This is a genomic window from Streptomyces sp. NPDC058872 (genome assembly GCF_042743065.1).
In the GTDB taxonomy this organism is placed as follows: domain Bacteria; phylum Actinomycetota; class Actinomycetes; order Streptomycetales; family Streptomycetaceae; genus Streptomyces.
On the sequence record NZ_JBHYMK010000051.1, the window covers coordinates 15477 to 39049 of the forward strand.

The 23573-nt window shown below is 71.7% G+C and carries 16 protein-coding genes and 1 pseudogene; 6 read left to right on the forward strand and 11 right to left on the reverse strand.

Annotation, left to right across the window (positions count from 1 at the left end; all coding sequences use genetic code 11):
- The first annotated feature begins 22 nt into the window (after nt 1–22).
- Nucleotides 23–1945: a DUF5691 domain-containing protein gene (locus ACFW22_RS27090; RefSeq protein WP_386409312.1), complete on the forward strand. Its 1923-nt coding sequence runs from the start codon at nt 23–25 to the stop codon at nt 1943–1945.
- Here the strand turns inward: ACFW22_RS27090 and ACFW22_RS27095 are convergent.
- The gene (locus ACFW22_RS27095; RefSeq protein WP_386409314.1) at nt 1942–2349 is read right to left on the reverse strand and encodes a cobalamin B12-binding domain-containing protein; all 408 of its coding nucleotides are present in this window, start codon (nt 2347–2349) and stop codon (nt 1942–1944) included. The two genes, ACFW22_RS27090 and ACFW22_RS27095, sit on opposite strands and share 4 nt — an antisense overlap.
- 301 nt (nt 2350–2650) lie before the next feature.
- Here ACFW22_RS27095 and ACFW22_RS27100 point away from each other — a divergent pair, with 301 nt between their 5' ends.
- Both ACFW22_RS27100 and ACFW22_RS27105 read left to right on the forward strand, forming a co-directional pair.
- On the forward strand, nt 2651–3436 hold the full coding sequence (locus ACFW22_RS27100; RefSeq protein WP_386409316.1) for a lipase family alpha/beta hydrolase: 786 nt from the start codon (nt 2651–2653) through the stop codon (nt 3434–3436).
- A gap of 435 nt (nt 3437–3871) precedes the next feature.
- Nucleotides 3872–5536 carry a M23 family metallopeptidase gene (locus tag ACFW22_RS27105; protein WP_386409318.1) on the forward strand — a complete coding sequence of 555 codons (1665 nt, stop codon included), beginning with the start codon at nt 3872–3874 and terminating at the stop codon, nt 5534–5536.
- A 78-nt stretch (nt 5537–5614) separates the two neighbouring features.
- On the opposite strand, the gene pcrA is transcribed toward ACFW22_RS27105, so the two are convergent.
- Nucleotides 5615–8065 carry a DNA helicase PcrA gene (pcrA, locus tag ACFW22_RS27110; protein WP_386409320.1) on the reverse strand — a complete coding sequence of 817 codons (2451 nt, stop codon included), beginning with the start codon at nt 8063–8065 and terminating at the stop codon, nt 5615–5617.
- 68 nt (nt 8066–8133) lie between these two features.
- Nucleotides 8134–8487, reverse strand: a complete 354-nt coding sequence (locus tag ACFW22_RS27115) for a hypothetical protein (RefSeq protein ID WP_384884480.1) — start codon at nt 8485–8487, stop codon at nt 8134–8136.
- Between the two features lie 390 nt (nt 8488–8877).
- Between ACFW22_RS27115 and ACFW22_RS27120 the strand changes: the two genes are divergently transcribed.
- On the forward strand, nt 8878–9993 hold the full coding sequence (locus ACFW22_RS27120; RefSeq protein ID WP_386409322.1) for an NlpC/P60 family protein: 1116 nt from the start codon (nt 8878–8880) through the stop codon (nt 9991–9993).
- Nucleotides 9994–10108: 115 nt separating this feature from the next.
- Here the strand turns inward: ACFW22_RS27120 and ACFW22_RS27125 are convergent, their stop codons facing one another.
- Nucleotides 10109–10825 (reverse strand): LuxR C-terminal-related transcriptional regulator, encoded by a 717-nt coding sequence (locus tag ACFW22_RS27125; protein WP_386409324.1) that lies wholly within the window; start codon nt 10823–10825, stop codon nt 10109–10111.
- A complete protein-coding gene (locus tag ACFW22_RS27130; RefSeq protein WP_386409325.1) occupies nt 10822–12084 on the reverse strand; it encodes a PspC domain-containing protein in 1263 nt (420 codons plus the stop codon). Before ACFW22_RS27130 ends, ACFW22_RS27125 begins: the two co-directional genes overlap by 4 nt.
- Before the next feature lie 156 nt (nt 12085–12240).
- Between ACFW22_RS27130 and ACFW22_RS27135 the strand changes: the two genes are divergently transcribed.
- The gene (locus tag ACFW22_RS27135) at nt 12241–13581 is read left to right on the forward strand and encodes a PspC domain-containing protein (protein ID WP_386409327.1); all 1341 of its coding nucleotides are present in this window, start codon (nt 12241–12243) and stop codon (nt 13579–13581) included.
- A 156-nt stretch (nt 13582–13737) separates the two neighbouring features.
- Here ACFW22_RS27135 and ACFW22_RS27140 read toward each other — a convergent pair.
- From ACFW22_RS27140 to guaA, 4 genes and pseudogenes are all read right to left on the reverse strand, one after another.
- Nucleotides 13738–14187: pseudogene (locus ACFW22_RS27140) on the reverse strand (DoxX family protein); the annotation flags it as partial.
- A 330-nt stretch (nt 14188–14517) separates the two neighbouring features.
- Nucleotides 14518–15753: a hypothetical protein gene (locus ACFW22_RS27145; RefSeq protein ID WP_386409329.1), complete on the reverse strand. Its 1236-nt coding sequence runs from the start codon at nt 15751–15753 to the stop codon at nt 14518–14520.
- A 187-nt stretch (nt 15754–15940) separates the two neighbouring features.
- Nucleotides 15941–16729, reverse strand: a complete 789-nt coding sequence (locus ACFW22_RS27150; RefSeq protein ID WP_386409331.1) for a class II aldolase/adducin family protein — start codon at nt 16727–16729, stop codon at nt 15941–15943.
- A 217-nt stretch (nt 16730–16946) separates the two neighbouring features.
- A complete protein-coding gene (gene guaA / locus ACFW22_RS27155; RefSeq protein WP_386409333.1) occupies nt 16947–18548 on the reverse strand; it encodes a glutamine-hydrolyzing GMP synthase in 1602 nt (533 codons plus the stop codon).
- 321 nt (nt 18549–18869) lie between these two features.
- Here guaA and ACFW22_RS27160 point away from each other — a divergent pair, with 321 nt between their 5' ends.
- Nucleotides 18870–19175, forward strand: coding sequence for a chorismate mutase (locus ACFW22_RS27160; RefSeq protein WP_386409335.1), 306 nt, complete (start codon nt 18870–18872; stop codon nt 19173–19175).
- Nucleotides 19176–19922: 747 nt separating this feature from the next.
- Here ACFW22_RS27160 and ACFW22_RS27165 read toward each other — a convergent pair.
- Both ACFW22_RS27165 and ACFW22_RS27170 read right to left on the reverse strand, forming a co-directional pair.
- The gene (locus ACFW22_RS27165; RefSeq protein WP_386409336.1) at nt 19923–21755 is read right to left on the reverse strand and encodes a GMC oxidoreductase; all 1833 of its coding nucleotides are present in this window, start codon (nt 21753–21755) and stop codon (nt 19923–19925) included.
- 38 nt (nt 21756–21793) lie between these two features.
- On the reverse strand, nt 21794–23476 hold the full coding sequence (locus tag ACFW22_RS27170; RefSeq protein WP_386409337.1) for a succinic semialdehyde dehydrogenase: 1683 nt from the start codon (nt 23474–23476) through the stop codon (nt 21794–21796).
- Nucleotides 23477–23573 lie beyond the last annotated feature (97 nt).

A 23573-nucleotide genomic window follows, 5' to 3' on the forward strand; every position in this document is an offset into this window, starting at 1 on the left:
GCCGATCCCACGGAGGAGCCCGATGGACACCACCGCTCCCGTCCCTTCCGCAGCCGTCACCTCCGCCTCCGCTCCTCCCACGGCCGTCTCGACGGCGGGTCCGGCACCGGGCGACGGCACGCGCCGTGTCACCTCCTCCGCGGGCGTCCACGACGGGCAGGAGCCCCACCGGGCCGGCACGTCCCTCGACGCCGGAGCTTCGGACGGCGTCGACGGCGGCGCCGTCCGACGACCGACGGGGGCCGACGGCCCCACCGCCCTCGGCAGCGGGGACGCGGACGAATCCGCCCGGCTCTGGGAGGAACTCCTCACCTCGGCGCTGCTCGGGACGGACCGGCGGCCCCCCGCCGGACTCGTGGACGGGGCGATCGCCCGGGACCTGCCGGGCGCGCTGCTCGACGCCGCCGCGCTGCACACCGTACGGCGCAGGGCGGGGCTGCGTCCCGGAGCCGCCGTGTCCCCGCCGGACCCCGCGCCGGAGGATCCGCGCACGTCGCTGCCCCCGGCGGCTCGGACCCGTCTCGACCAACTCCTGGCCGGCCGGGTCGCACCCTCGCCCGCCGGACGGCGCGGGGCCGCCCCCGACCTCGCCGAGCTGCTCCCCTCGTGGCTGACCCTCGCCAATGTGCACGGGTACAAGGCGCCGTCGGCCGCCCTGCCCGCGTTGCTCGACGCGGCCCGGGCCCGCACCGATCTCCGGCCCCAGGCCCTTCGGTTGGCCGGGCCGCGCGGCCTGTGGCTGGCCCGGCTCAACCCCGAGTGGAGGTTCGCCCTCCGCGGTGCGGGCGGCAGGCTTCCCTCCCTGAAGGACTCGGAGGGGGTCCGCGCCCTGTGGGACGAGGGCCTGTTCGCCGAGCGGGTCGCCCTGGTGTGCGCCGTGCGGACCGAGGACCCGGCGGCCGGCCTCGCCCTCCTCGCGTCCACCTGGTCCGCCGAGCGGGCGGAGGACCGGCTGATGTTCGTGGATTCGCTGCGCACCGGACTCTCCGTCGCCGACGAGGAGTTCCTGGAGGCGGCCCTCGCCGACCGCAGCCGCAACGTCCGGGCCGTCGCCGCCGAACTGCTCTCCGCACTGCCGTCCTCGGCCTTCGCGGCACGGATCGCAGGCCGGGCCGCGTCCTGTGTCGGCCTGGACCGGACGGCCCCCACACCGACGATCGTCGTCGAGGCGCCGCACGAGTGTGACGCCGCGATGCAGCGGGACGGCATGGTGGCGACGCCCCCGGCGGGGCGGGGCGAGCGTTCCTGGTGGCTGGGCCAACTCGTCGAGGCGGCACCGTTGCCGTCCTGGTCGCCCAGGTTCGGGGGGCGCACCCCGGAGGAGATCGTGGCGCTGCCGGTCGCCGACGATTGGGAGGGCGAACTGCACGCGGCCTGGTGCCGGGCCGCCGTACGGCAGCGGGACCCCCACTGGTCGCGCGCACTGCTCGGTTCACCGGCGACGCCCCCGGCGACCGGGCCCGGCACCTCCTCCCTGGGCGAGCGCGCCCAACTGCTCTCGACGCTCCCGGTGGAGGAACGGGCCCGTTGGGTCGCCTCGTTCGTCGCGGCCCACGGTTTGTCGGAGGCCTTCCAGCTGCTCGGCGTCTGTGCCGTGCCGTGGGCGGAGCCGCTCGGTTCGGCGGTGATCGACGCCCTCGACATCGCACGGGAGGCGGGGAGCTATCCGTGGAGCTTCAGCGGGGTGATGGGGCTGGCGGAACGCTGTCTCGCCCCCGAGGCGGCGCAGCAACTGGAGTTCCTGACGGCACGGTCCGACGAGGCGGAGAACCGTGCTCCCGGCGCCGGGGACTACTGGGCGGAGGCCTTCCAGCGCTTGGTCTCCACCCTCCGGCTGCGCGCGACGATGCAGGCCGAGCTCGAAGCGACGGAACCGGCCGGGGAGAGCGGACCGGCACCGCGGCCGGAGGGGCCCGTCGGCGTCCGTTCCGGTCCGGAGCGCTAGGCGGCGGCGCGGACGTTCGCGTTCACCCAGTCGACGATCGCCGCGGTCGTCGCACCCGGCGTGAAGATCTCCGCCACGCCCTTCTCCTTGAGCGGCGCGATGTCCGCCTCGGGGATGATGCCGCCGCCGAAGACCTTGATGTCCTCGGCGTCACGGTCCTTGAGGAGCTCCAGGACCTTCACGAACAACGTGTTGTGCGCTCCGGAGAGGATCGAGAGGCCGATCGCATCGGCGTCCTCCTGGATCGCGGTGTCGACGATCTGCTCGGGCGTCTGGTGGAGGCCGGTGTAGATGACCTCCATGCCGGCGTCGCGGAGTGCCCGCGCGATCACCTTGGCACCGCGATCGTGACCGTCGAGACCAGGCTTGGCGACCACCACGCGGATCGGACCGCTCACACCCATGACTGCCTCCACATGCGACCCCGCGCCTCTTTGCCGGGGAGGTGAACGAACGTTGTCCCCAGCATCCCGCAACCGGCCGTTTCGCGACGGCCCGCGAGGGGGAAATCACACGGTGGGACATGTTCGCTCTGCGTCGTCCCCGCTTTCGGGCCCTCCTCCTGGGCCCACCAGCCGCAAGCGGGGCCGGTCGCGAAGGGAGCCGCGACGAGGTCGCCGCGGCTCGGTGCCGCCGTCCGTGCGGCACCGGGCCGCGGTGGACCGGCGTACCGTTCGGCCCCGCGTGCCGTTCGGGAGGCCGGCCATGGAGCTCGGCAAAGTCACCGCCCTGATGAAGGCCACCGCGCTGGAAGTCGCGATCCTCACCGGCCATCTCGTCCTCTACCCCTCCGGGATCGTCGCCGAGCGCCTCTCCCCCGCCCCGACCTCGGTCGGCGGGGGCAGACGCCCGGTCGTCCTCCTGCACGGCTTCGTCGACAACAGATCGGTCTTCGTCCTGCTGCGACGCTCCCTCGCCCGACACGGCCGTGACCACATCGAGTCGCTCAACTACTCTCCGCTCACCTGCGACCTGCGGGCCGCCGCAGAGCTGCTCGGCCGCCGGGTGGACGAGATCAGCGCCCGCACCGGGCACGCCGAGGTCGATGTCGTCGGGCACAGCCTGGGGGGACTGATCGCCCGCTACTACGTGCAGCGCCTGGGCGGCGACAGTCGGGTGCGCACCCTGGTCACGCTCGGCACGCCGCACGCGGGCACCACGGTGGCCCCGCTCGCGGACGCCCATCCGCTGGTCCGGCAAATGCGCCCGGGGTCGGAGGTCCTGCGGGAGCTCGCCGGCCCCGCTGGCGGCTGCCGCACCCGGCTGGTGAGCTTCTGGAGCGATCTCGACCAGGTGATGGTTCCGGTGGAGACCGCCCGTCTCGACCATCCCGACCTGCTCGTGCACAACGTACGGGTGAGCGGCATCGGCCACCTCGCGCTGCCGGTGCACCCGACGGTGGCCGCCGGAGTGCGCGAGGCCCTCGACGCCGGCGGCCCGGTCGGCACGGCGACGTCCGAGGAGGGGACGGGCGCCGCCTCCGTGGCCTGAGCGCCCGGACGTGTTCTGAACACTCGGACGCGGCCTGGGCGCCGGGACGTGGCTCGGGGGTTCGGACCCGCGCGGGAACATCGCGCGCGCCTGGCGGCGAAGCCCTCCGGGACCACCGCGGGCCGACCGGCGACACGCCTGCCTCGATCGGGCGAGGCACCTCAGGGGCGGCCCCCGGAGACGGTCCCTGCGGACACGCCGGCACGGCCGGACACGCGACACCATTCTTCGAACATTCATCGAACACAAGGCCAAAGGTCTCTACCCGACCTGGCGAAACACGGCTGATTGCCCGTTTCCTGCGGCTGCAAACCCCTCCGAAGATTGTCCGCCCCGCATACCGCCGGGTACAGTCGCGCCACTGCTTACCCCCCGGGACACCCCTCGTCGGGCCCGCCCCGGACTGGTCCTGCTGTCGAGGCGAGAGAGACGTTGGTGAACGACCAGCACCCCCACGCCGGGTACGCCGCAGACGGTGCGCACACCACCGGCGACTTCGCCCTCGACCCGCTGTTCGGCTCCTATGCCGACGGCCAGGGCGACCACAGCGGTCAGTGGGACCTCAACCAGTACGCGGCCCCCGACGCCCACACGGCGACGGGGCAGTACGACACCACCGGCCAGTACGGCACCGGCGGGCAGCACGACACCAGTGGCCAGTGGGACACCACCGGTCACTGGGACACCACGGGCCAGTGGAACGCCGCCTCGGCCTACGACACCACCGGCGCGTACGGGACCACCGGCACGTACGACACCACAGGTACGTACGACACCACAGGTACCTACGGGACCGCCGATTCCCACGGAGCCGCCGCCGCGACGCAGTACGACGCGACCGGCCAGTGGGACGCGACCGCCTGGACCGAGGCCCAGCACACCGGCCAGTACGAGAACGTCCACGCCGGGGCCTACGCCGCCCAGGGCACCTACGGCCACGCGTCCTACGACGCGACCGGGCAGTGGGCCGCCCCCGCCTTCGCGAGCGAGACCGGCGCCTTCGACGCGACCGAGTGGAACCAGGCGACCCCGGAGTCCGAGCCGGTCGTCCCCCAGCAGTACGCCCCGCAGGCCGAGCACACCGCCGAGTTCGGCTTCGACTACGTTCCCGAGGGCCCGTCCGACGAAGCGGACGGCGCCAGCGGCGCACACCCGGTCGACGAGAACGACGACCCGGCCGAGACCGGTGTACTGGAGGTGCTCGAGAACGGCGAGGACGAGCACGGCGCGTACGACGGGCCGGGGCCGGACACGGACCTCGACGAGGACGACCACCCCGTCGTCGAACTCCGCGCGGAAGCGCCGCACGCCGGTCGCCCCGCGCGCCGCTCCTCCGGCGGCAGCCGAGGCCGTCGTCGCACCCCCGCCAAGCGGTCCGCACTGCTGACCGTCGCCGTCCCCTCCGCCTGCGTCATGGGGGTCGCCGGCATCGCAGCCGCCTCCGTCAGCGGACTCACCGGCAACGACACGACCGGTGGGCAGAAGGACAACACCACCGCGCTCGCCGCCGCCGACCCGGCCTCGGTCAAACCGATCGCCGCCAACAACAGCTTCGACACCCAACTCGCCGCGCTCAGCGCCGACGCCCGCGACTTCGGCGATCGCGCCAGCCGCACCCAGGAACGCATCGACCTGCGGGCGCGCCAGGAAGCCGAGAAGAAGAAGCGCGAAGAAGAGGCGGCCCGCAAGGAAGCGCTGCGCCCCAAGTTCCTGCTGCCGGTGAAGCTCCACCAACTCAGCGCGCGCTTCGGCCAGTCGGGCGTCAACTGGATGTCCCTGCACACCGGAATCGACTTCCCCGTGCAGTACGGCACGCCCGTGATGGCCGCGACCGACGGCACCGTCCGCACCCAGTGGAACAGCGCCTACGGCAACATGGCGATCGTGACGGCCCCCGACGGCACCGAGACCTGGTACTGCCACCTCAGCAGCACCAAGATCCGCACGGGCCACGTCAAGGCCGGGGACGTCATCGCGTACTCGGGGAACTCCGGAAACTCCACCGGTCCGCACCTCCACTTCGAGGTCCGGCCGAACGGCGGCTCCGCGATCGACCCGCTGGCCTGGCTGCGCAGCCACGGTCTCGACCCGACCAGCTGAGCCCCCTCTCCCTCCGGATGCGCGGAAGGGCCACGGCGAACCGCCGTGGCCCTTTCCCTTACCCCTGCCCGTCGGCCGCTACAGCTTCTCGACCGGCGCGTACCTCAGCAGCAGCCGCTTCGGCTTCGCGTCGCCGAAGTCGATCGTCGCCTGGGCGTCCGTGCCCGCGCCGGTGACCGCAGTGACCGTGCCGAGTCCGAACTGGTCGTGCGTGACGCGGTCCCCGACCTGAAGGGAGACGACCGGCTTCTCGCCGGCCCGTCGGGTGGCGAAGCCGGAGGGACCGGAGCGGGCACGGGAGGAGGAGAGTGCCGAGGCGATGCCCGAGGTCGGCCCGGCGGGCTTCGCCATCGGACCGGTCCGCTTCCACTCCAGATACGCGGGCGGGATCTCCTCCAGGAAACGCGAGGCCGGGTTGTACGAGGGTTGGCCCCAGGCGCTGCGCATCGACGAGCGGGTGAGGTAGAGCCGCTCGCGGGCGCGCGTGATGCCGACGTACGCGAGGCGCCGCTCCTCCTCCAGTTCCTTCGTCTGGCCGAGGGCACGCATGTGGGGGAAGACGCCGTCCTCCATGCCGGTGAGGAACACCACCGGGAATTCGAGGCCCTTGGCGGTGTGCAGGGTCATCAGGGTGATGACGCCCGCGCCCTCCTCGTCCTCGTCGGGGATCTGGTCGGAGTCGGCGACGAGGGCCACCTGTTCGAGGAACTCGGCCAGGGTCGCCGGCTCTTCGCCACGCTCCTGCTCGAATTCCAGCGCGACGGCGGCGAGTTCCTGGAGGTTCTCGATCCGGGTCTCGTCCTGCGGATCGGTCGAGGCCTGCAGCTCGGCGAGATAACCCGTCCGCTCCAGGACGGCCTCCAGAACGACCGCGGGGCCGGCACCGGACTCGACGACGGTGCGCAGTTCGTCCATGAGCGCGTTGAACCGCTTCACGGCGTTCGCCGAACGCGCGGCCATGCCGTACGCCTCGTCGACCCGCTTGAGGGCCTGCGGGAAGGTGATCTTCTCGCGCAGGGAGAGGGCGTCGATCATCGCCTCGGCGCGCTCGCCGATGCCCCGCTTGGGGACGTTCAGGATGCGGCGCAGCGGAACGTTGTCCTCGGGGTTGGCGAGGACGCGCAGGTACGCGAGGACGTCCCGGACCTCCTTGCGCTCGTAGAAGCGCACTCCGCCGACGACCTTGTAGGGCAGTCCGACCCGGATGAAGATCTCTTCGAAGACGCGGGACTGGGCATTGGTCCGGTAGAAGACCGCGACGTCCCCGGCCTTGGCCTCGCCCGCGTCCGTCAGCCGGTCGATCTCGTCGGCGACGAACTGTGCCTCGTCGTGCTCGGTGTCGGCGACGTAGCCGGTGATCCGTGCTCCCGCGCCCGCGTTCGTCCACAGGTTCTTGGGGCGGCGGGACTCGTTGCGCTCGATGACGGCGTTGGCGGCGGAGAGGATCGTCTGGGTCGAGCGGTAGTTCTGCTCCAGGAGGATCGTCGTGGCGTCCGGGTAGTCCTCCTCGAACTGGAGGATGTTGCGGATGGTCGCACCGCGGAAGGCGTAGATCGACTGGTCGGCGTCACCGACGACGCACAGCTCCGCCGGGCCGAGGTCCTCGTAGCCGGTGCCGACGAGTTCGCGCACCAGGGTGTACTGGGCGTGGTTGGTGTCCTGGTACTCGTCGACGAGGACGTGGCGGAAGCGGCGGCGGTAGTGCTCGGCGACGTCCGGGAACGCCTGGAGCAGGTGGACCGTCGTCATGATGATGTCGTCGAAGTCCAGCGCGTTGGCCTCGCGCAGCCTCGCCTGGTACATCCGGTACGCCTCGGCCAGCGTCTTCTCGAAGCCGTCGGCGGCCTGGTCGGCGAAGGACTCCTCGTCGATCAGCTCGTTCTTCAGGTTCGAGATCTTGGCGCTGAACGCCTTCGGCGGGAACTTCTTCGGATCGAGGTCCAGGTCGCGGCAGACCAGCGACATCAACCGCTTGGAGTCGGCGGCGTCGTAGATCGAGAACGAGGAGGTGAAGCCGAGCCTCTTCGACTCGCGGCGCAAGATGCGGACGCACGCGCTGTGGAAGGTGGAGACCCACATGGCGTTGGCGCGCGGGCCGACGAGCTGTTCGACGCGCTCCTTCATCTCGCCGGCGGCCTTGTTCGTGAAGGTGATCGCCAGTATCTGACCCGGGTGGACGTGCCGGGTGCCGAGGAGGTGGGCGATGCGGTGGGTGAGCACCCTGGTCTTGCCGGAGCCGGCGCCCGCGACGATGAGCAACGGGGTGCCGGTGTGGACGACGGCGGCCCGCTGCTGCTCGTTCAGCCCCTCCAGGAGCGCGGCGGGATCCACGGCGGGCCGGGGGTGGCCATCGCGGTAGTGGGTGTCCCTGACCGGCGGAGGGCCGTCGAAGTGCTCCCCGAAGAGGTCGTGCGGGACGTCCTCCGCGACCGGGGAGCCGTGCTCGTGGTCCTCGGGGTCGGGCGGGGGCTCCTCCGAGGAGTGGTTCTGGAGGCCGGCCAGGAAGCTGTCGTCAAAGAGGCTGCTCATCGCCTCACGAGTCTAGGACGCCCCGCCGACATCCGGGCCCGTCTCGGGAACGGACTCTGTGGAAGGACTCACACCCAGAGGGTCGCGATGAAGATGTTCGCCGTGGTCAGGCCGCCGACCGCGGCGAAGAGGCCCTTGTCGACCTTCTCCTCGTCCCGCTTGACGTAGACCAGCCCCAGGATCACGACGAGGATCGCCAGCTTGATGCCGACCTTGAGGTTGTTCACGGCGTGGTCATCGGCCTGGTTGAGTCCGACGAGCGCGACGCCCGTGATCAGCATGGTCAGCGCGCCGTGCAGCATTGCGGGGCTGAAGCGGGCCGTACCCGTGCCCATCGCCTTCATCTGGGTGAGGAAGCCGCCGAGGAGGGAGGCGATGCCGATGATGTGCAGGGCGACGAAGACATTGATGAGTACGTCCATGGGGCGGAGCCTAACGGGGGCTTCGACCCGCCTTCCGGGCGGGTCCACCGCCCCGGTACCTCGACCGGCGGGGCACCGGGGCGCCTCCGGGCCCGCCGCCTCCACCTCCGGTGGCGAAAGGGTTCGGTCTTCGACTTGCCCCGGAGAACGAAAGGGGTCGACCCACAACACGTCAACTGCCGTCAATAGCGATCAACTCCCCGTCCGGCCGTGACCCCAGGTTTAGCGTCCTCCACCAGGTGGCCGGCTCCCCACCACCACCGCCGACGGTCCGGCGGTCGCCGGTCGCCCCCGCCGAGAAGATCCGGCGGCGGCCCGTCTCCCCTGTGCGGGCCGCCGTCGGCCCGGCGGGCACCGTCCCCCTCAGGGAAGAGGATGTGACCCGCCCTCGTGGCAGCGCACCGGAAGTCCAAGCACTCCCCCCTCGGCGGTCAGGCGGTCCGCACCGCCGCCACCCTCGCCCTCGCTTCCGCTGCGACGGCAACCCTCTTCGAGGGGTCCGGACACGCGGCCCCCCAACCCACCACCGCCCAGGTCAAGGCAGAGGTCGACCGGCTCTACCAGGAGGCCGAGGTCGCGACCGAGCACTACAACGGAGCGAAGGAGAAGGCCGACGAGGCCCGCGCCGAGCTCGACCGACTCCGCGATGAGGCCGCCCGCAGGACCGAACGGCTCAACACCGCCCGGAACGAGCTGGGGGCCGTGGCCGCCGCCCAGTACCGCTCCGGAGGGCTCGACCCGGCCGTGCGGCTAGCCCTCACCTCAGACCCCGACCAGTACCTGGAGCGGGCCGCGTTCGCCGAGAAGGCCGGGGACCGGCAGGCCGTCGCCCTCACGTCCCTGCGGCGCGAACTCGCCGCGATCCGTCAGCTCCGCAGCGAGTCCACGGACGAGCTCACCGCCCTGCGCGGCCACGAGGCCGAACTGGAGCGCCAGAAGGCGGTCGTGACCGGCAAACTGACGGAGGCCAGGGTCCTGCTCGCCCGGCTCACCGCCGAGGAACGGGCCCGTTACGAAGCGGCGACCGCAGCCCGCGGCGGCTCCGGCACTTCGGCGCGGGCCGACGGGGCCGGCGGCACGGGCGCGGCCGGCGGCTCCGCCCCGGTCCGGGCCGACCGCTCCTCGGGCGGCGAGCGCACACCGGTGGTCGCTGCGGACGGACGGGCCGCCGAGGCGATCGCCTTCGCGCGCGCCCAGCTCGGCAAGCCGTACGTCTGGGGGGCGACGGGCCCCTCCGCGTACGACTGCTCGGGGCTCACCCAGGCGGCCTGGCGCGCGGCCGGCATCTCCCTCCCCCGCACGACGTACACCCAGATCAATGCCGGCCAGCGGGTGTCCCGATCCCAGCTCGCCCCTGGTGACCTGGTCTTCTTCTATTCCGGCATCAGCCACGTCGGGCTCTACATCGGTGGCGGCCAGATGATCCACGCCCCGCGCCCGGGGTCTCCGATCCGCATCGCCCCCATCGACGAGATGCCCTTCGCCGGCGCGACCCGGGTCGGCTGAGCTGATCCGGGAACCGGGACGTCCCCGGTTGCGGCCCGACGGGCCGGAAGCTCCCCGACGCCCCCGGGCACCCCGGGTTCCGGTGGGACGACGGTGCGGATCCGGCCGGTGGGGCTCAGACCAGGCGGCGTGCGGTGGCCCAACGGGTCAGCTCGTGCCGGTTGGAGAGCTGGAGCTTCCGCAGGACCGCCGAAACGTGCGACTCGACCGTCTTGACCGAGATGTAGAGCTGCTTGGCGATCTCCTTGTACGCATAGCCCCGGGCGATCAACCGCAGCACCTCGCGCTCGCGCTGGGTGAGCCGGTCCAGGTCCTCGTCCACCGGAGGAGCGTCCGTCGAGGCGAAGGCGTCCAGGACGAAGCCGGCCAGGCGCGGCGAGAAGACCGCATCGCCCTCCTGAACCCTGAAGATCGAGTCCACCAGATCGGTACCCGTGATCGTCTTGGTGACGTAGCCGCGGGCACCGCCCCGGATCACCCCGATGACGTCCTCGGCCGCGTCCGAGACCGACAGGGCCAGGAAGCGGACCGGATCTTCGGGCGTCCCCATCAGGCTCGCGCACCGCCTCAGCACCTCGACTCCACCGCCGCCCGGCAGGTGCACGTCGAGGAGGACGACCTCGGGGCGGGTCGCGGTGATGACCGTGACCGCCTGGTCGACGTCGGCGGCCTCGCCCACCACCTCTACGCCGGTGACTTCGGTCCGACCGATCTCGGCCTGGACCCCCGTGCGGAACATGCGGTGGTCGTCGACGAGCACCACCCGCACCCGACGCTCCGTGCCCGCCGTCTCCGCCCCGGTTCCGGTCGTCGTTCCGCTCTCGTCGCTCATCCGTCCGCCCTCTCCATCTCGAGCTCCACTTCGGTGCCCCCGCCCTGCGGTGCCCGCAGGCGGGCCGTACCGCCGTTGCGCTGCATACGGCCGATGATCGATTCTCGTACGCCCATCCGATCCTCGGGCACCGCATCCAGGTCGAAGCCCGGCCCTCGGTCCCGCACCGAGACGAAGACGGTGCGCCCGTCCACCTCGGCGTACACCTGCACGGACCCGCCCTCGCCACCGTACTTGGCGGCGTTGACCATCGCCTCGCGCGCGGCCTGCATCTGTGCGACCAGTTTCTCGTCGAGGGGGCAATCACCGACGACGACCACCTCCAGCGGGACCCCGTGCTTGTCCTCGACCTCGGCCGCGGCCCTCTTCACCGCTTCCGCGAGGGTCTCGGGCTCCTCGTCCCGGCCGGTTCCCTCGGGCTTGTAGAGCCAATTGCGCAGCTCGCGCTCCTGTGCGCGGGCGAGCCGGCGGACCTCTCCGGCGTCGTCGGCGTTGCGCTGGATCAAGGTGAGGGTGTGCAGCACGGAATCGTGCACGTGGGCCGCCACCTCGGCGCGCTCCTGAGCACGGATGCGCATGGTCCGCTCGTCGTTGAGGTCCTGGGACATCCGGACCAGCCAGGGACCGGCGAGGAGCGCCATGCCGGTGAGCACCGCGACGGAAGCGGTGACCGCCGTACCGAGCTGGGCGACGGAACCGCGCACCACCACGAAGACCGCGAGCCCGGTGCCGACGAGACCGACGCCGACGAGACCGCGGACGAGCTGGAGCGCGTGCTTGCGCCGGCCGGGATCGGTCCAGCTGGCCCGGCGCGCGTTGTCCGCCTGGCGCCAGACGAGGACGACGCCGACGGCGATGAGGAGCAGCGGCCATATGTACCGACCGGTCTCGTTGTCGACGCTGATGTTTCCGATGAGGGCCACGATGCCGATGACGAGCGCGATCAGCGCGACGACCTGGCCCCGATCGGGCTTGCGCAGTCTGCGTCGGCCGTCCGGGGTCGACTCGAAGAGGGAGCGGGGGGCGGACCGGCCGCCGACTCCGAGCGGGACGACGATCCAGAAGACCGCGTAGAGCACGATGCCGAGGGCGTCCGAGAGCGACAGCACCACGAAGAGCGCGCGCACCCAGACCACCGGGAGGCCGAGATGGCCCGCGAGGCCGCGCGCGACACCGCCGAGCCATCGACCGTCGGCGCTCCGGTAGAGCCTGCGCACGGGCGGTTCATCGGTCTCGGCGACACGAGCGGTTGCGGACATGCACCGATCGTCACACGCGCGGCTCCCTCGGGACATCAGGGGCAGCCCTGAGATCGCCCCTGGTACGGACTCGGGGCCGGGGGCCCCGGGAATATCAGGGTCGGGCCAGGGTCGACCCCGGTGCCGCAAGTCATCACGGGCCGTCACCATGGACCCATGACGAGTTCGATGCCTTCGCAGCACGAGGCCCCGCCACCGGCGGAGGCCGATCCCGGCCTGCCGCTCAGGCGCTCGCGCGGCAGCAGCGTCGTGGGCGGCGTCTGCGGTGGCCTCGGGCGGCACTTCGACCTCGACCCGGTGATCTTCCGGGTGGTGATCGGCGTGCTCTCGGTGACGGGCGGCCTCGGGTTGGTGTTCTACGGCTTCGCGTGGCTACTGATCCCGCTCGCGGGCGAAGAGGAGAACGAAGGGCGCAGGTTGCTGACGGGCCGGGTCTCCGGCGCCTCACTGGCCGCCCTGCTGATGGCGCTGATCGGTTGTGGGATCTTCCTGTCGACGTTCCACAGCGGGCAGGTCCTCGGCTTCACCCTGACCTTGTCGCTCGCGGTGTGCGGAGCGGCGGTCTGGTCACGGCGGCGGCAGACCGGAGGCGAAGCCGAGGGCAAAGCGGACACCACCGCCGTGCTCACGGTCACCGAAGCACCGCCCGAGACCAAGGCCCCGCCCCTCGCCGAGTTCCCCTCCTGGTGGAAGGACCCGATCGTCAAGGACGGATCGACGGGCAAGGTGGCGGTGGGCTACCTCTGGGGACCGCACGGGGTCATGGACGCGGACGGCAGGGTGAACGGCGAGGTGCCGACGCCGGGCAGTCAATGGGGTCCGGCCGAGACCGCCCCGGGGCGCCCGGCGCCCTCCATACGCCGCAGCCCGCTCTCCATCGGCGGCCTGGTCTTCCTGCTCGCCGTGCTGGCAGGGGGGCTCGGCACGGTTCTGAGCTGGGACACCGAGCCGCTGGGCACCAGCCTGCAGATCGGCCTCACGGCTTCGCTCGCGGTGTTCGGCCTGGGACTGGTCGTCAGCAGCTTCCTCGGGAGGACCGGATTCGGCACGATCTTCCTGACGATGGTGACGGCGGGCCTGCTCGTGGGCGCCTCTGCCCTCCCCGACCGGATCAGCACGGAGTGGGTGCGCGAGACGTGGCGGCCCGCTTCGGTCACCGCCGTGCAGCCGTACTACGAACTGGGCAGTGGGGTCGGGACGCTCGACCTGTCCGGGCTCCCGGTACCGGCGGGGACGAGAGTGACCACGCGTGCCGAGGTCGGCGCCGGGCAGCTCAAGGTGATCGTCCCGAAGGACGCGGTGGTGACACTGCACGCCCAGGTGGGCCTGGGTGATCTACAACTGCCGGGCGAGGCCGCCGACGACATCGACATCGCCCCGGATCGTGACGTGACGCGCACGCTCACCCCGCCGGCCGGGACCGTCCCCGCTGGCACCCTGGACCTCTCCCTGGAGGTCGGACTTGGACAGGTGGAGGTCACCCGTGCTGCTCCATGAGTTCCGTCCCGGCCGGCTCGTCGTCGGCCTGACCGCCCTCGTCCTGGCCGCCGCGTACGCGGGCGATGCCGCCGGAGCCTGGACGCCCCCGTGGCGGGTGGTGGTCCCCGTCCTCTGCGGTGGTCTGGGCACTGCCGCCCTGACGACCTGGGTGGCCTATCGCGTACGGCGCCGCTCGGCGAGGAGCAGATCCAGCGAGAGCACGGAGGCCCCGGCCAGCAGCAGCGGAAGCCAAGCCATCACATAGACCAGGTCGTTGCCGAGGTAGTACGGGTGGACCTGCCAGCTCACGGTCAGCCAGAGGCTCAGTGAGATCAAGGCCCCACCCAGCGCTGCCGGTCGGGCGAAGAGGCCGAAGAGGGTTCCGAGCCCGACGGCGAGCTCTCCGAAGGCGATGGCGTATCCGAAACCGGCGGGGTTCTTGAGGGCGAGGTCCACGAGGGCGGGGACGGCGGAGCCGTCACGAACGCCGCGCATCATCTCGCCGATGGAGCCGCTACCGGTGTCGGCGAAGAAGGCGGGATCGGTGAGCTTGTCGAGCCCGGCGTAGATGAAGGTGATCCCCAGGAAGAGCCGGAGGGGAAGGAGGGCGTACCGGGAGGCAACCGCCTTCCACTGCCCGAGGGGCGCTTCCCTCCCGGGCGAACCGGAGCCGTGCGGGCCGTGGGGGCGGTCGGAGCCGTGGGTGTCACCGGTCTCCCCCGTGCGGTCGGTGCCGTGGCTGCCACCGGTCCCGCCGGTCTTGCTCGGTCCGTCGGAGGCACCGGGGCCGGGGGAGCCGCCCGTGGCATCGGGGGCACCGTCACCGGGGCCCGTGTCGTCCGGCCGGTTCGCCTGTCCGGTCATCACCGCTCACCTCTCCACACCCCGTACGACTGTTCGCCAGACGATTCTCCTCGCACTCGGCGCCGGAAACACGAAGGAGGAGCCGACCGCTCAGTCCACGACCTCGATCACGACCCGGTTGGTCTCCACGCCGGCAGCGGTGATCACCGAGACCTCCACCCGGCCCGGTTCCACGTCCGCCGGGAGGGGGACGGTCAGAGCCGCGTCGGTCGGGTTGGCGAAGCCCCCGGGGACCGGGACCAGGGGGACGTGGGCGTGGACGGGGCCGATGCGGACGACCAAACGGGTGAGCGGATCGGGGGCTCCGGCACCGGGCGGGACGAACCCGCAGCCACGGATCTCGATGTCGTCGCCGGTTCGGACCGGGGCATCGAGGTCACCGGCCTCCCGGGACCGGACCACGGAGTGGATCGTGGGACGGACGCCCTCGGTGCACTTCGCGGCGACGTGCCAGACGGCCGAAACGCCGACGAGCAGCACCAGGGACCAGGGCACCTCGGGAAGCAGTGCGGGGGCGCGGACCAGACCGACGGCGGCGAGGGCGAGGACGGCGCCGGAGACCACGAGGTACTGGACGTCGACGAGTGCGGCCCGACCGCTGTCGTCGCAGATCAGATCCGCGGCGCGCGGACGATCGGCGCGGACCTTCTGGAGACGGCCGGCGGCGATCCCGCGGACCACGACGAGACGGGCGGTGACGGAGACGGAGGCGACGAGGGCGAGGACGGTCAGCAGACCCGCTCCCCGTGCAAGACCGAAGGCGCTGCTGGTGCTCGGCGAGCGGACGGCCAGGAAGAGGAGGACGTATCCGAGGAACAGGAGCCAGCCGGCAGCGGCGGTGCGGGTGGTGGAGAGCCGGTTGTCCTCACCGACCAGTGGGGCGAGGAGCCCACCGCGGGTCCGGTGGACCTGGGCGGCGGCGCTGAGCACGATGGCGAGGAACAGCGCGGCGCAGAGCCCGGCGGTGCGCGCTCCGGTCCAGCCGCCGTCGACAGCGGTGAGTGCCTGGCCGAGGAGGAGCGCGAGGACGGCGCCCCAGACGGCGCCGAGCCCCCCACGGCGCACCCGGTCGAGCCAGGCGAGCCCGGCCTCCCGACCGCGGAGGCCCACCGCACGGGCGGACTGGCCGAGCTCGTCGGAAACCCACTGCCGGGCGGCGACCGGCGAATGGGCGACCGCTGCGGGAACGCCGTGTCCGGTGGCGAGCTCGTCCCGTCGCGCGAGGAACGCGGCGACGGCGCGCCGGTGCCCGGTCTGCCCGCAGTGGGCACAGCCGGCACAGGTCGTTCCGTGCTCGCCGTACTGTCTCGCCTCTTGAACCGCCACGGTGCTCACTCCCGAGCTCACTTCACGGCTCGCCGCAATGCGTTCCGGTGCGCCCCCATAGGGTCAACCAGCCGTTTATTTCACGGAATTGTGCCGCACGGGCAGCGCCCGAACCTGCCCCGCGCATCCCACTCAAGGGTGATTGCCGGGCCATCTCATTGACGTACAGAAGGGTGAAGCGATGGTGTTACGACAGGAGTTCGGGCTCCGCTCGGCTGATCCTGCGCCAGAGCGGCTGGTAGTTGATCCAGGCGACCAGGTCGCTGCCGAGCTGTTCCCGGGTGGCGACCGCTTCGCGGTGGTCGATGAGCACCGGCTTGCCGGCGGCCCTCGCCGCCAGTTGCACCTGGGCGCAGCGTTCCAGGGCGATGAACCACCAGGCGGCGGCGTCGACGGAGGTGCCGACGGCGAGCAATCCGTGGTTGCGGAGGACGATCGCCTTGAAGGTGCCGAGGGCGACGGCGATTCGACGGCCTTCCTCGATGTCCACGGTGACGCCGGTGTAGGCGTCGTAGAGGGCGTGGTCCTGGTAGAAGGCACAGGCCTCCTGGGTGATCGGGTCGAGGAGTTCACCGAGGGCCGCGAGGGCCCGTCCGTGCACGGAGTGGGTGTGTGCGACGGCGACGACATCGGGCCGGGCCCGGTGGACCTGGGCGTGGACGGTGAAGGCCGCCTGGTTGACGTGGTGGTTCCCGAGGACGACCTGGCCGTCGCCGTTCACCAGGATGAGGTCGCTGGCGGTGAGCTCCTCGAAGGGCGCCCCGAAGGGGTTCACCCAGAAGCAGTCGGGGAACTCGGGGTCGCGCGCGGTGATGTGGCCCGAGACGCCCTCCTCGTACCCGAGCCGCCCGAAGATCCGGAGTGCGCCCGCGAGGCGCTGTTTGCGGTGAGTGCGTTCTTCCGCGAGCGTCGCATGGACGGGCGGCAGGGCGAAGTGGAGCCGTTCGACGGGGACGGGTTCCGGTATCACGCTCATGCGCCGGAAGGTAATGCCCGGCCGGGCAAGTCACCAGGGTCCGGACGGACATCCGGTCGGAGAAGCTGCGGCCTTCCGGGCGCCCCGCCGGATCGGGCGTTCGGCGCACGTCCGCGGACGCTGCCCGAACGGGCGTCGGGCGGAGCCGCGGGGCCGGGAAGCGGCGAGGCCGCCGCCCGCGGGTGCGGGCGACGGCCTCGTGCGCGTACGGGAGGGACTACTCCCACTCGATGGTGCCCGGCGGCTTGCTCGTGACGTCGAGGACGACACGGTTGACGTCGGCGACCTCGTTGGTGATGCGGGTCGAGATCTTGGCGAGCACCTCGTAGGGCAAGCGCGACCAGTCGGCCGTCATGGCGTCCTCGGAGGAGACGGGACGCAGCACGATCGGGTGGCCGTAGGTGCGGCCGTCGCCCTGGACGCCCACGGAACGGACGTCGGCGAGCAGGACGACCGGGCACTGCCAGATCTCGCGGTCGAGGCCGGCCTCGGTGAGCTCCTCGCGGGCGATGGCGTCGGCCTCGCGCAGGAGGTCGAGGCGCTCCTTGGTGACCTCTCCGACGATGCGGATGCCGAGGCCGGGGCCGGGGAACGGCTGACGCTGGACGATCTCCTCGGGCAGACCGAGCTCCTGACCGACCATCCGCACCTCGTCCTTGAAGAGCTGGCGCAGCGGCTCGACGAGCTCGAACTCCAGGTCCTCGGGGAGGCCTCCCACGTTGTGGTGGGACTTGATGTTCGCCGTGCCGGTGCCGCCGCCGGACTCGACGATGTCCGGGTAGAGCGTGCCCTGGACGAGGAAGGCGACTTCTTCGCCGTCGGCGGCGCCCTCGGCGACGATCTCGGCCTGCGCCTGCTCGAAGACGCGGATGAACTCACGGCCGATGATCTTGCGCTTGGTCTCCGGGTCGGAGACGCCGGCGAGGGCGGTGAGGAAGCGCTCCTGTGCGTCGACGACCTTCAGCTGGACGCCGGTGGCGGCCACGAAGTCCTTCTCGACCTGCTCGGTCTCGTTCTTGCGCATCAGACCGTGGTCGACGTAGACGCAGGTGAGCTGCGAGCCGATGGCCTTCTGCACGAGTGCGGCGGCCACGGCGGAGTCGACGCCGCCGGACAGGCCGCAGATGGCGCGCTTGGTGCCGACCTGGGCGCGGATGGCCGCGACCTGCTCCTCGATCACGTTGCCCGTGGTCCAGTTCGGCTCGATGCCGGCGCCGCGGTAGAGGAAGTGTTCCAGGATCTGCTGGCCGTGCGTGGAGTGCAGGACCTCGGGGTGGTACTGGACGCCGTAGAGCTTCTTCTCGTCGTTCTCGAAGGCGGCGACCGGCACGACGTCCGTCGACGCGGTGACGGTGAAGCCCTCGGGCGCGGCGGAGCAGGCGTCGCCGTGCGACATCCACACGGACTGCTCGACCGGGGTGCCCTCGAAGAGGGTGGAGCCGGCCTTGGAGACGTGCAGCGGGGTCCGGCCGTACTCGCGGGCGCCGGTGTTGTCGACGGTGCCGCCGAGGGTCGTCGCCATCAGCTGGAAGCCGTAGCACATGCCGAAGACGGGCACGCCCGCCTCGAAGATCGCGCGGTCGAGGCGCGGGGCGCCTTCCGCGTAGACGGAGGACGGGCCGCCGGAGAGGATGATCGCCTTCGGGTCCTTGGCCAGCATCTCGGCCACCGGCATGGTGGACGGGACGATCTCGCTGTAGACCCGCGCCTCACGGACGCGACGGGCGATGAGCTGGGCGTACTGGGCGCCGAAGTCGACAACGAGGACTACGTCCGGGTTGGAGACGTCGGGCGCGGCAGCGGGAGTCGCTGATGACACTACGGCGGCCTTCCGGCGGTAGGAGAGGTTCCCCCGAAGGGGGGGCTATTTGTCGATTCTACCGGCGCGCCGGTGTCGCTTTTCGTCTCACCATCCGAACCCGGTTTGCCGCCGGACTCGCAGAGGGGTCCATACTGGGCCCATGCGCAAGCACTCGACCTTCCTCTTTACCTATGGCAACCGGCCCACCGGCTGCCATGGTCGTGCTGCTTGAGCAACTGACAAGCGACTTCCCAGGCGCCCCGGGCCGACAAGGCCCGGGGCGTTCTGTTTCCCTCCGGGCCGCGTCTCCCGGGCGTCCGACACCACGAGGAGCCCAGCATGACCGCGAAGACCCTGGCCGCGAAGACCACCACGGAGCAGACCGGCGCCCGTACCGATGAGGCGGCGGAGCTGATCGGCGGCGCCCGTGAGCGCATCGACGCGCTCGACGACCGGATCATCGGCCTCATCCAGGAGCGGATGGCCGTTTCGGCCGTCATCCAGGAGGCCCGCATCTCCTCGGGCGGTCGTCGGGTGAACCTGGCCCGCGAGATGGAGGTCCTGGGCCACTACAGGGAGGCGCTGGGCAAGCCGGGCACGGCGCTGGCGATGACGATGCTGGAGCTGTGCCGGGGGCGCATCTGACGGCGGCGGAGCCGCGGACGGAACGCATCCGAGGCGGCGGAGCCGTACGGGGGCGCATCCGGGTGGCTCCCCGGATCTGCGTTCGGCCCTCCTCTCACCCGTACGGCGCGTGACCGCCCGCCGCCGGGCTTCGTTGGTCCGGGTGTCCGTGCCAGCCAGGGGCGGGCCCGAAAAAACCACGCGTGGCTTCGCTGGGGCGTGTGGCGTACCCCTCCGGTACGCCGTGGGACCTCGCACCAGCGCGTGTGACCGGACAGCAGGGGACAGCAGCCCGGTCACCCAGAAAGGGCGGTCGGTCCCGGGGACGCCCGGGGCCGACCGCAACCGGCCGATCCCTCTGACACTCCCCGTCCCCCTCCCCCGTTCCCTCCCCCTCGCGGCGCACCCCCCGGCGCCGCTCCGCTCGGCACCGCCGCTGCCCTGACACCGGTGCCGACCCCGAAGGGCCCCGTGCCGCGACCGGAATCGTGCGCACGGGGCCCTTTCCCGCTCCCGCGGGCAAGGACCCTTCGGGTGCGCCCTTCCCGATGCCCGGGTGTCCACGGCCCTCCCCTCGGCCCGCACCGGCCCGCACCGACCCACCCCGGAAAGTGACGCGCATCACACGAAGATCCCGGGCAACTCCTACAACCAAACACGAGGTCCGGGGGTCATCTATGCAGCAACACCAAAGCGGAAAGGGCGCTGCACTCGGAGGGGGGTGCAGCGCCCTTTCCCGCGGCCGGGGACCCGTGCGCGGATCGGACGTCAGTCCTTCTTCGGGGGGACCGCCGGCATCCCCAGGAACGGCAGCCGCAGCGCGCCGAAGGCCCCGGCGGGAACCGCGGGGGACTTCGGTTCGACGGCCGCGAGCCGCACGTACGCCTCGCCCTGCTCCGGGCGCCGGTCCTCCTCCCCCTTGTTCGGCCAGAAGGACATGGCACGCTCCGCCTGGGCCGTGATCGTCAGGGACGGGTTGACGCCGAGGTTCGCGGAGACGGCGGCCCCGTCGACGACGGAGATCCCGGGGTGCCCGAAGAGCCGGTGGTACGGATCGATCACACCGCTCGCCGCATCGGCGCCGATCGGACAGCCGCCCAGGAAGTGTGCGGTGAGCGGGGTGCCCATCAGCTCGCCGACGTTGGAGCCGGCGAAGCCGTTGATCTCTTCGGCGAGGAGGGTGGCGGCCCGGGTGGCCTCGGGGATCTGGACCGGGTTCGGCGCACCGTGCCCCTGACGGGCGGTGAGCAGGCCCTTTCCGATGCCGCCGGGCTTGCGGTAGGTCGTCAGGGAGTTGTCGAGGGACTGCATGACCAGGCCGATGATGGTCCGCTCGGACCAGTGCCAGTTGGACAGCGAGCGGAAGGCGAGCGCGGGGTGCTTGAGCAGGTTGAGGCACCAGTTGCGCACCCGGTGGGCCCCGTAGGGCACCTGGAGGACGGTGAGGCTCCCCATCGAGTTGGAGCCCCTGCCGTACCGCACGGGTTCGATGTGGGTGTTCTCGTCGGGATGGACGGACGAGGTGATGGCGACGCCGCGGGTGAAGTCGGCCTTCTCCTTGCCGTGGCGCTTGCGGTAACGGCGGTTGGTGGTCTGGGCCCCGACGAGGCCCTCGGAGTTGGTGCGGGTGAGTTCGCCGAGCCGGGCGGAGATCCGCGGCAGCAGACCGGTGTCCTTCATCCGGTGCAGCAGGCTCTGGGTCCCGTACGTTCCGGCTGCGACGACCACCCGGCGGGCGGTGAAGGTCCGCCCCCGGCCCTTCCTCCGGGCGTCGGTGGGCAGGGTCTTGACCGCGAAGCCGCCCCGGGAGTCCTCGGTGACGGTGACGACCGTGGTCATGGGGTGGACGGTGGCCCCCGCCTTCTCGGCGAGGTGGAGGTAGTTCTCGTTGAGGGTGTTCTTGGCACCGTGCCGGCAGCCGGTCATGCACTCGCCGCACTCGGTGCAGGCGCGACGGGCAGGCCCCGCTCCGCCGAAGTACGGGTCGGCGACCTCTTCGCCGGGCTTCGCCCTGGTCGCGCCGGCCCCGTCCTCTCCGACGGCGTCGCGGCCGTCCCCGAAGAAGACTCCGACCGGGGCCATGTGGAAGGTGTCGCCGATGCCCATGGTCTGCGCGGCGGACTTCAGGTGCACGTCGGAGGGGGTCATCGTCGGGTTGAGGCGGACGCCGAGCATGCGCTTCGCCTGCTCGTAGTAGGGCCGCAGTTCGTCCTGCCAGTCCGTGATGCCCTTCCACTGCGGGTCGTCGAAGAACGCCTCGGGGGGCACGTAGAGGGTGTTGGCGTAGTTCAGGGACCCGCCGCCCACCCCGGCGCCCGCGAGCACCATGACGTTGCCGAGCAGATGGATGCGCTGGAGGCCGTAGAGCCCGAGGGCGGGCGCCCACAGGAAGTTCTTCACGTCCCAGGAGTTCTTCGGCAGGGTCTCACGGGTGAAGCGGCGTCCGGCTTCCAGGACGCCGACCCGGTACCCCTTCTCGGTGAGGCGGAGGGCGGTGACCGAACCGCCGAAGCCGGAGCCGACGACGAGGACGTCATAGTCGTAGTCGTCGTCGTGGGGAGCGTCCTCGTCCCGATTCTGGGCAGGGGGTACCGCGGTCATGGCTCTCCTCGTACGAAGGGGCGGGCGGGGAAGCGGCGTCAGCGCAGGCGCAGGGCCTTCATCACCTTCAGGGACGTGCTCATGAACGCCGCGTGCTTCTCGTCGTCCATTCCGAAGGAGGGGGCGAGCGGCACCAGCCGTTGCTGGGCGACGGTCTGCGCCTCGGTGTACTTGAGGATGCCCTCGGAACCGTGCCGGCGGCCGAGCCCGGAGTCCTTCATGCCGCCCATCGGGGACTGCACGCTGCCGTACGCGGGCGCGTACCCCTCGTTGATGTTGACGGTACCGGTGCGCAGCCGGGCCGCGACGGCGTGGCCGCGGCGCGAGTCCTTCGTCCACACGGAGGAGTTGAGGCCGTAGGGGGTGGCATTGGCGAGTCCGATCGCCTCGTCCTCGTCCGTGAAGCGGTAGACGGAGACGACCGGGCCGAAGGTCTCCTCGGCGCAGACGGCCATGGACGCCTCGACGCCGTCGAGGACGGTCGGCTCGTAGAAGAGCGGGCCGATGTCGGGACGGGCGACACCGCCCGCGACGAGTCGGGCGCCCTTCGCCACGGCTTCCTCGACGTGGCGGCTGACGGCCTCCAACTGTCGCTCGCCGACCAGCGATCCCATGTCCGCGCCGTACGCGAGGGAGGTGCCGAGCCGCATGGCCTTGGTGCGGGCGGCGAAGCGGTCGAGGAAGGCGTCGGCGACGGACTCGTGGACGTACAGCCGCTCGATGGAGATGCAGAGCTGTCCGGCGGAGGAGAAGCAGGCGCGCACGGCGCCGGCCGCGGCCTTCTCGATGTCGGCGTCCCGGAGGACGAGCATCGCGTTCTTGCCGCCGAGTTCGAGGGAGACGCCGACGAGTCGGGCGGCTGCGCCCTGGGCGACCTCGCGACCCGTGCGGGTGGAGCCGGTGAAGGAGACGTAGTCGGCGTGCTTGACGACCTCGGGGCCGACGACCGGTCCGTCACCGAGCACGATCTGGAAGACCTCGGCGGGAAGGCCCGCCTCGATGAGCAGGTCACGGGCCCACAGCGCGGTGAGCGCGGTCTCCGTGTCGGGCTTCATCACGACGGCGTTGCCCGAGACGAAGGCGGGGAGCGCATCGCCGACGGAGAGCTCGAGCGGGTAGTTCCAGGGGGCGATCTGGCCGATGACCCCGCGCGGCTGACGCAGTTCGGTGACCTTGGTGAGGGTCGGTACGACGCCGGTGTGGCGCTTGGGGCGCAGATAGGAGGAGGCCTTGCGGCCGTAGTGCCGGGCGGCGACGGCGACCGCCTGGACCTCCTCGTGGGCGTGCAGGCGGGCCTTGCCTGTCTCCAGCTGGACCAGGTCGAGGACCTCCGTCTGCCGCTGGAGGACGAGGTCGTGGAAGCGCAGGAGGACCGAGGCACGGGCCCTCACCGGAGTGGCGGCCCAGGCCGCCTGGGCGGTGCGGGCGCGGGCGAAGGCCTCGGCGACGTCCTCGGGGGTGGACTCCGGCAGGTCGGCCAGCTTCTCCCCGGTGAAGGGGGTGTGGTTGGCGGTGCGCCCGGAGCCGGCGACGCCGCGGGTGAGCCGGGCGACCAGTTCGGGCGTCACGACGTCGGCGGCGGTCCGCACGCCGGCGGGCGCGACCGCGACCGGGTTGGTCGCGCCGGAGGGGGCGGCGACCCCGGCCGCCGGGGCGGGAGCGCCGGCCTCGGCGGCGGGGGCGGGAACCGTGGGGGCGGCGGTGGCCTGCGAGTCCGTCATGAGCCCGAGGGTAGGGCGCGTTCCCCCCTTTGGGTACCCGTCGGTAACGTGTTTTCACCCGCCCTCCGCATCACGCCAGCGATCACTGGCACATAAG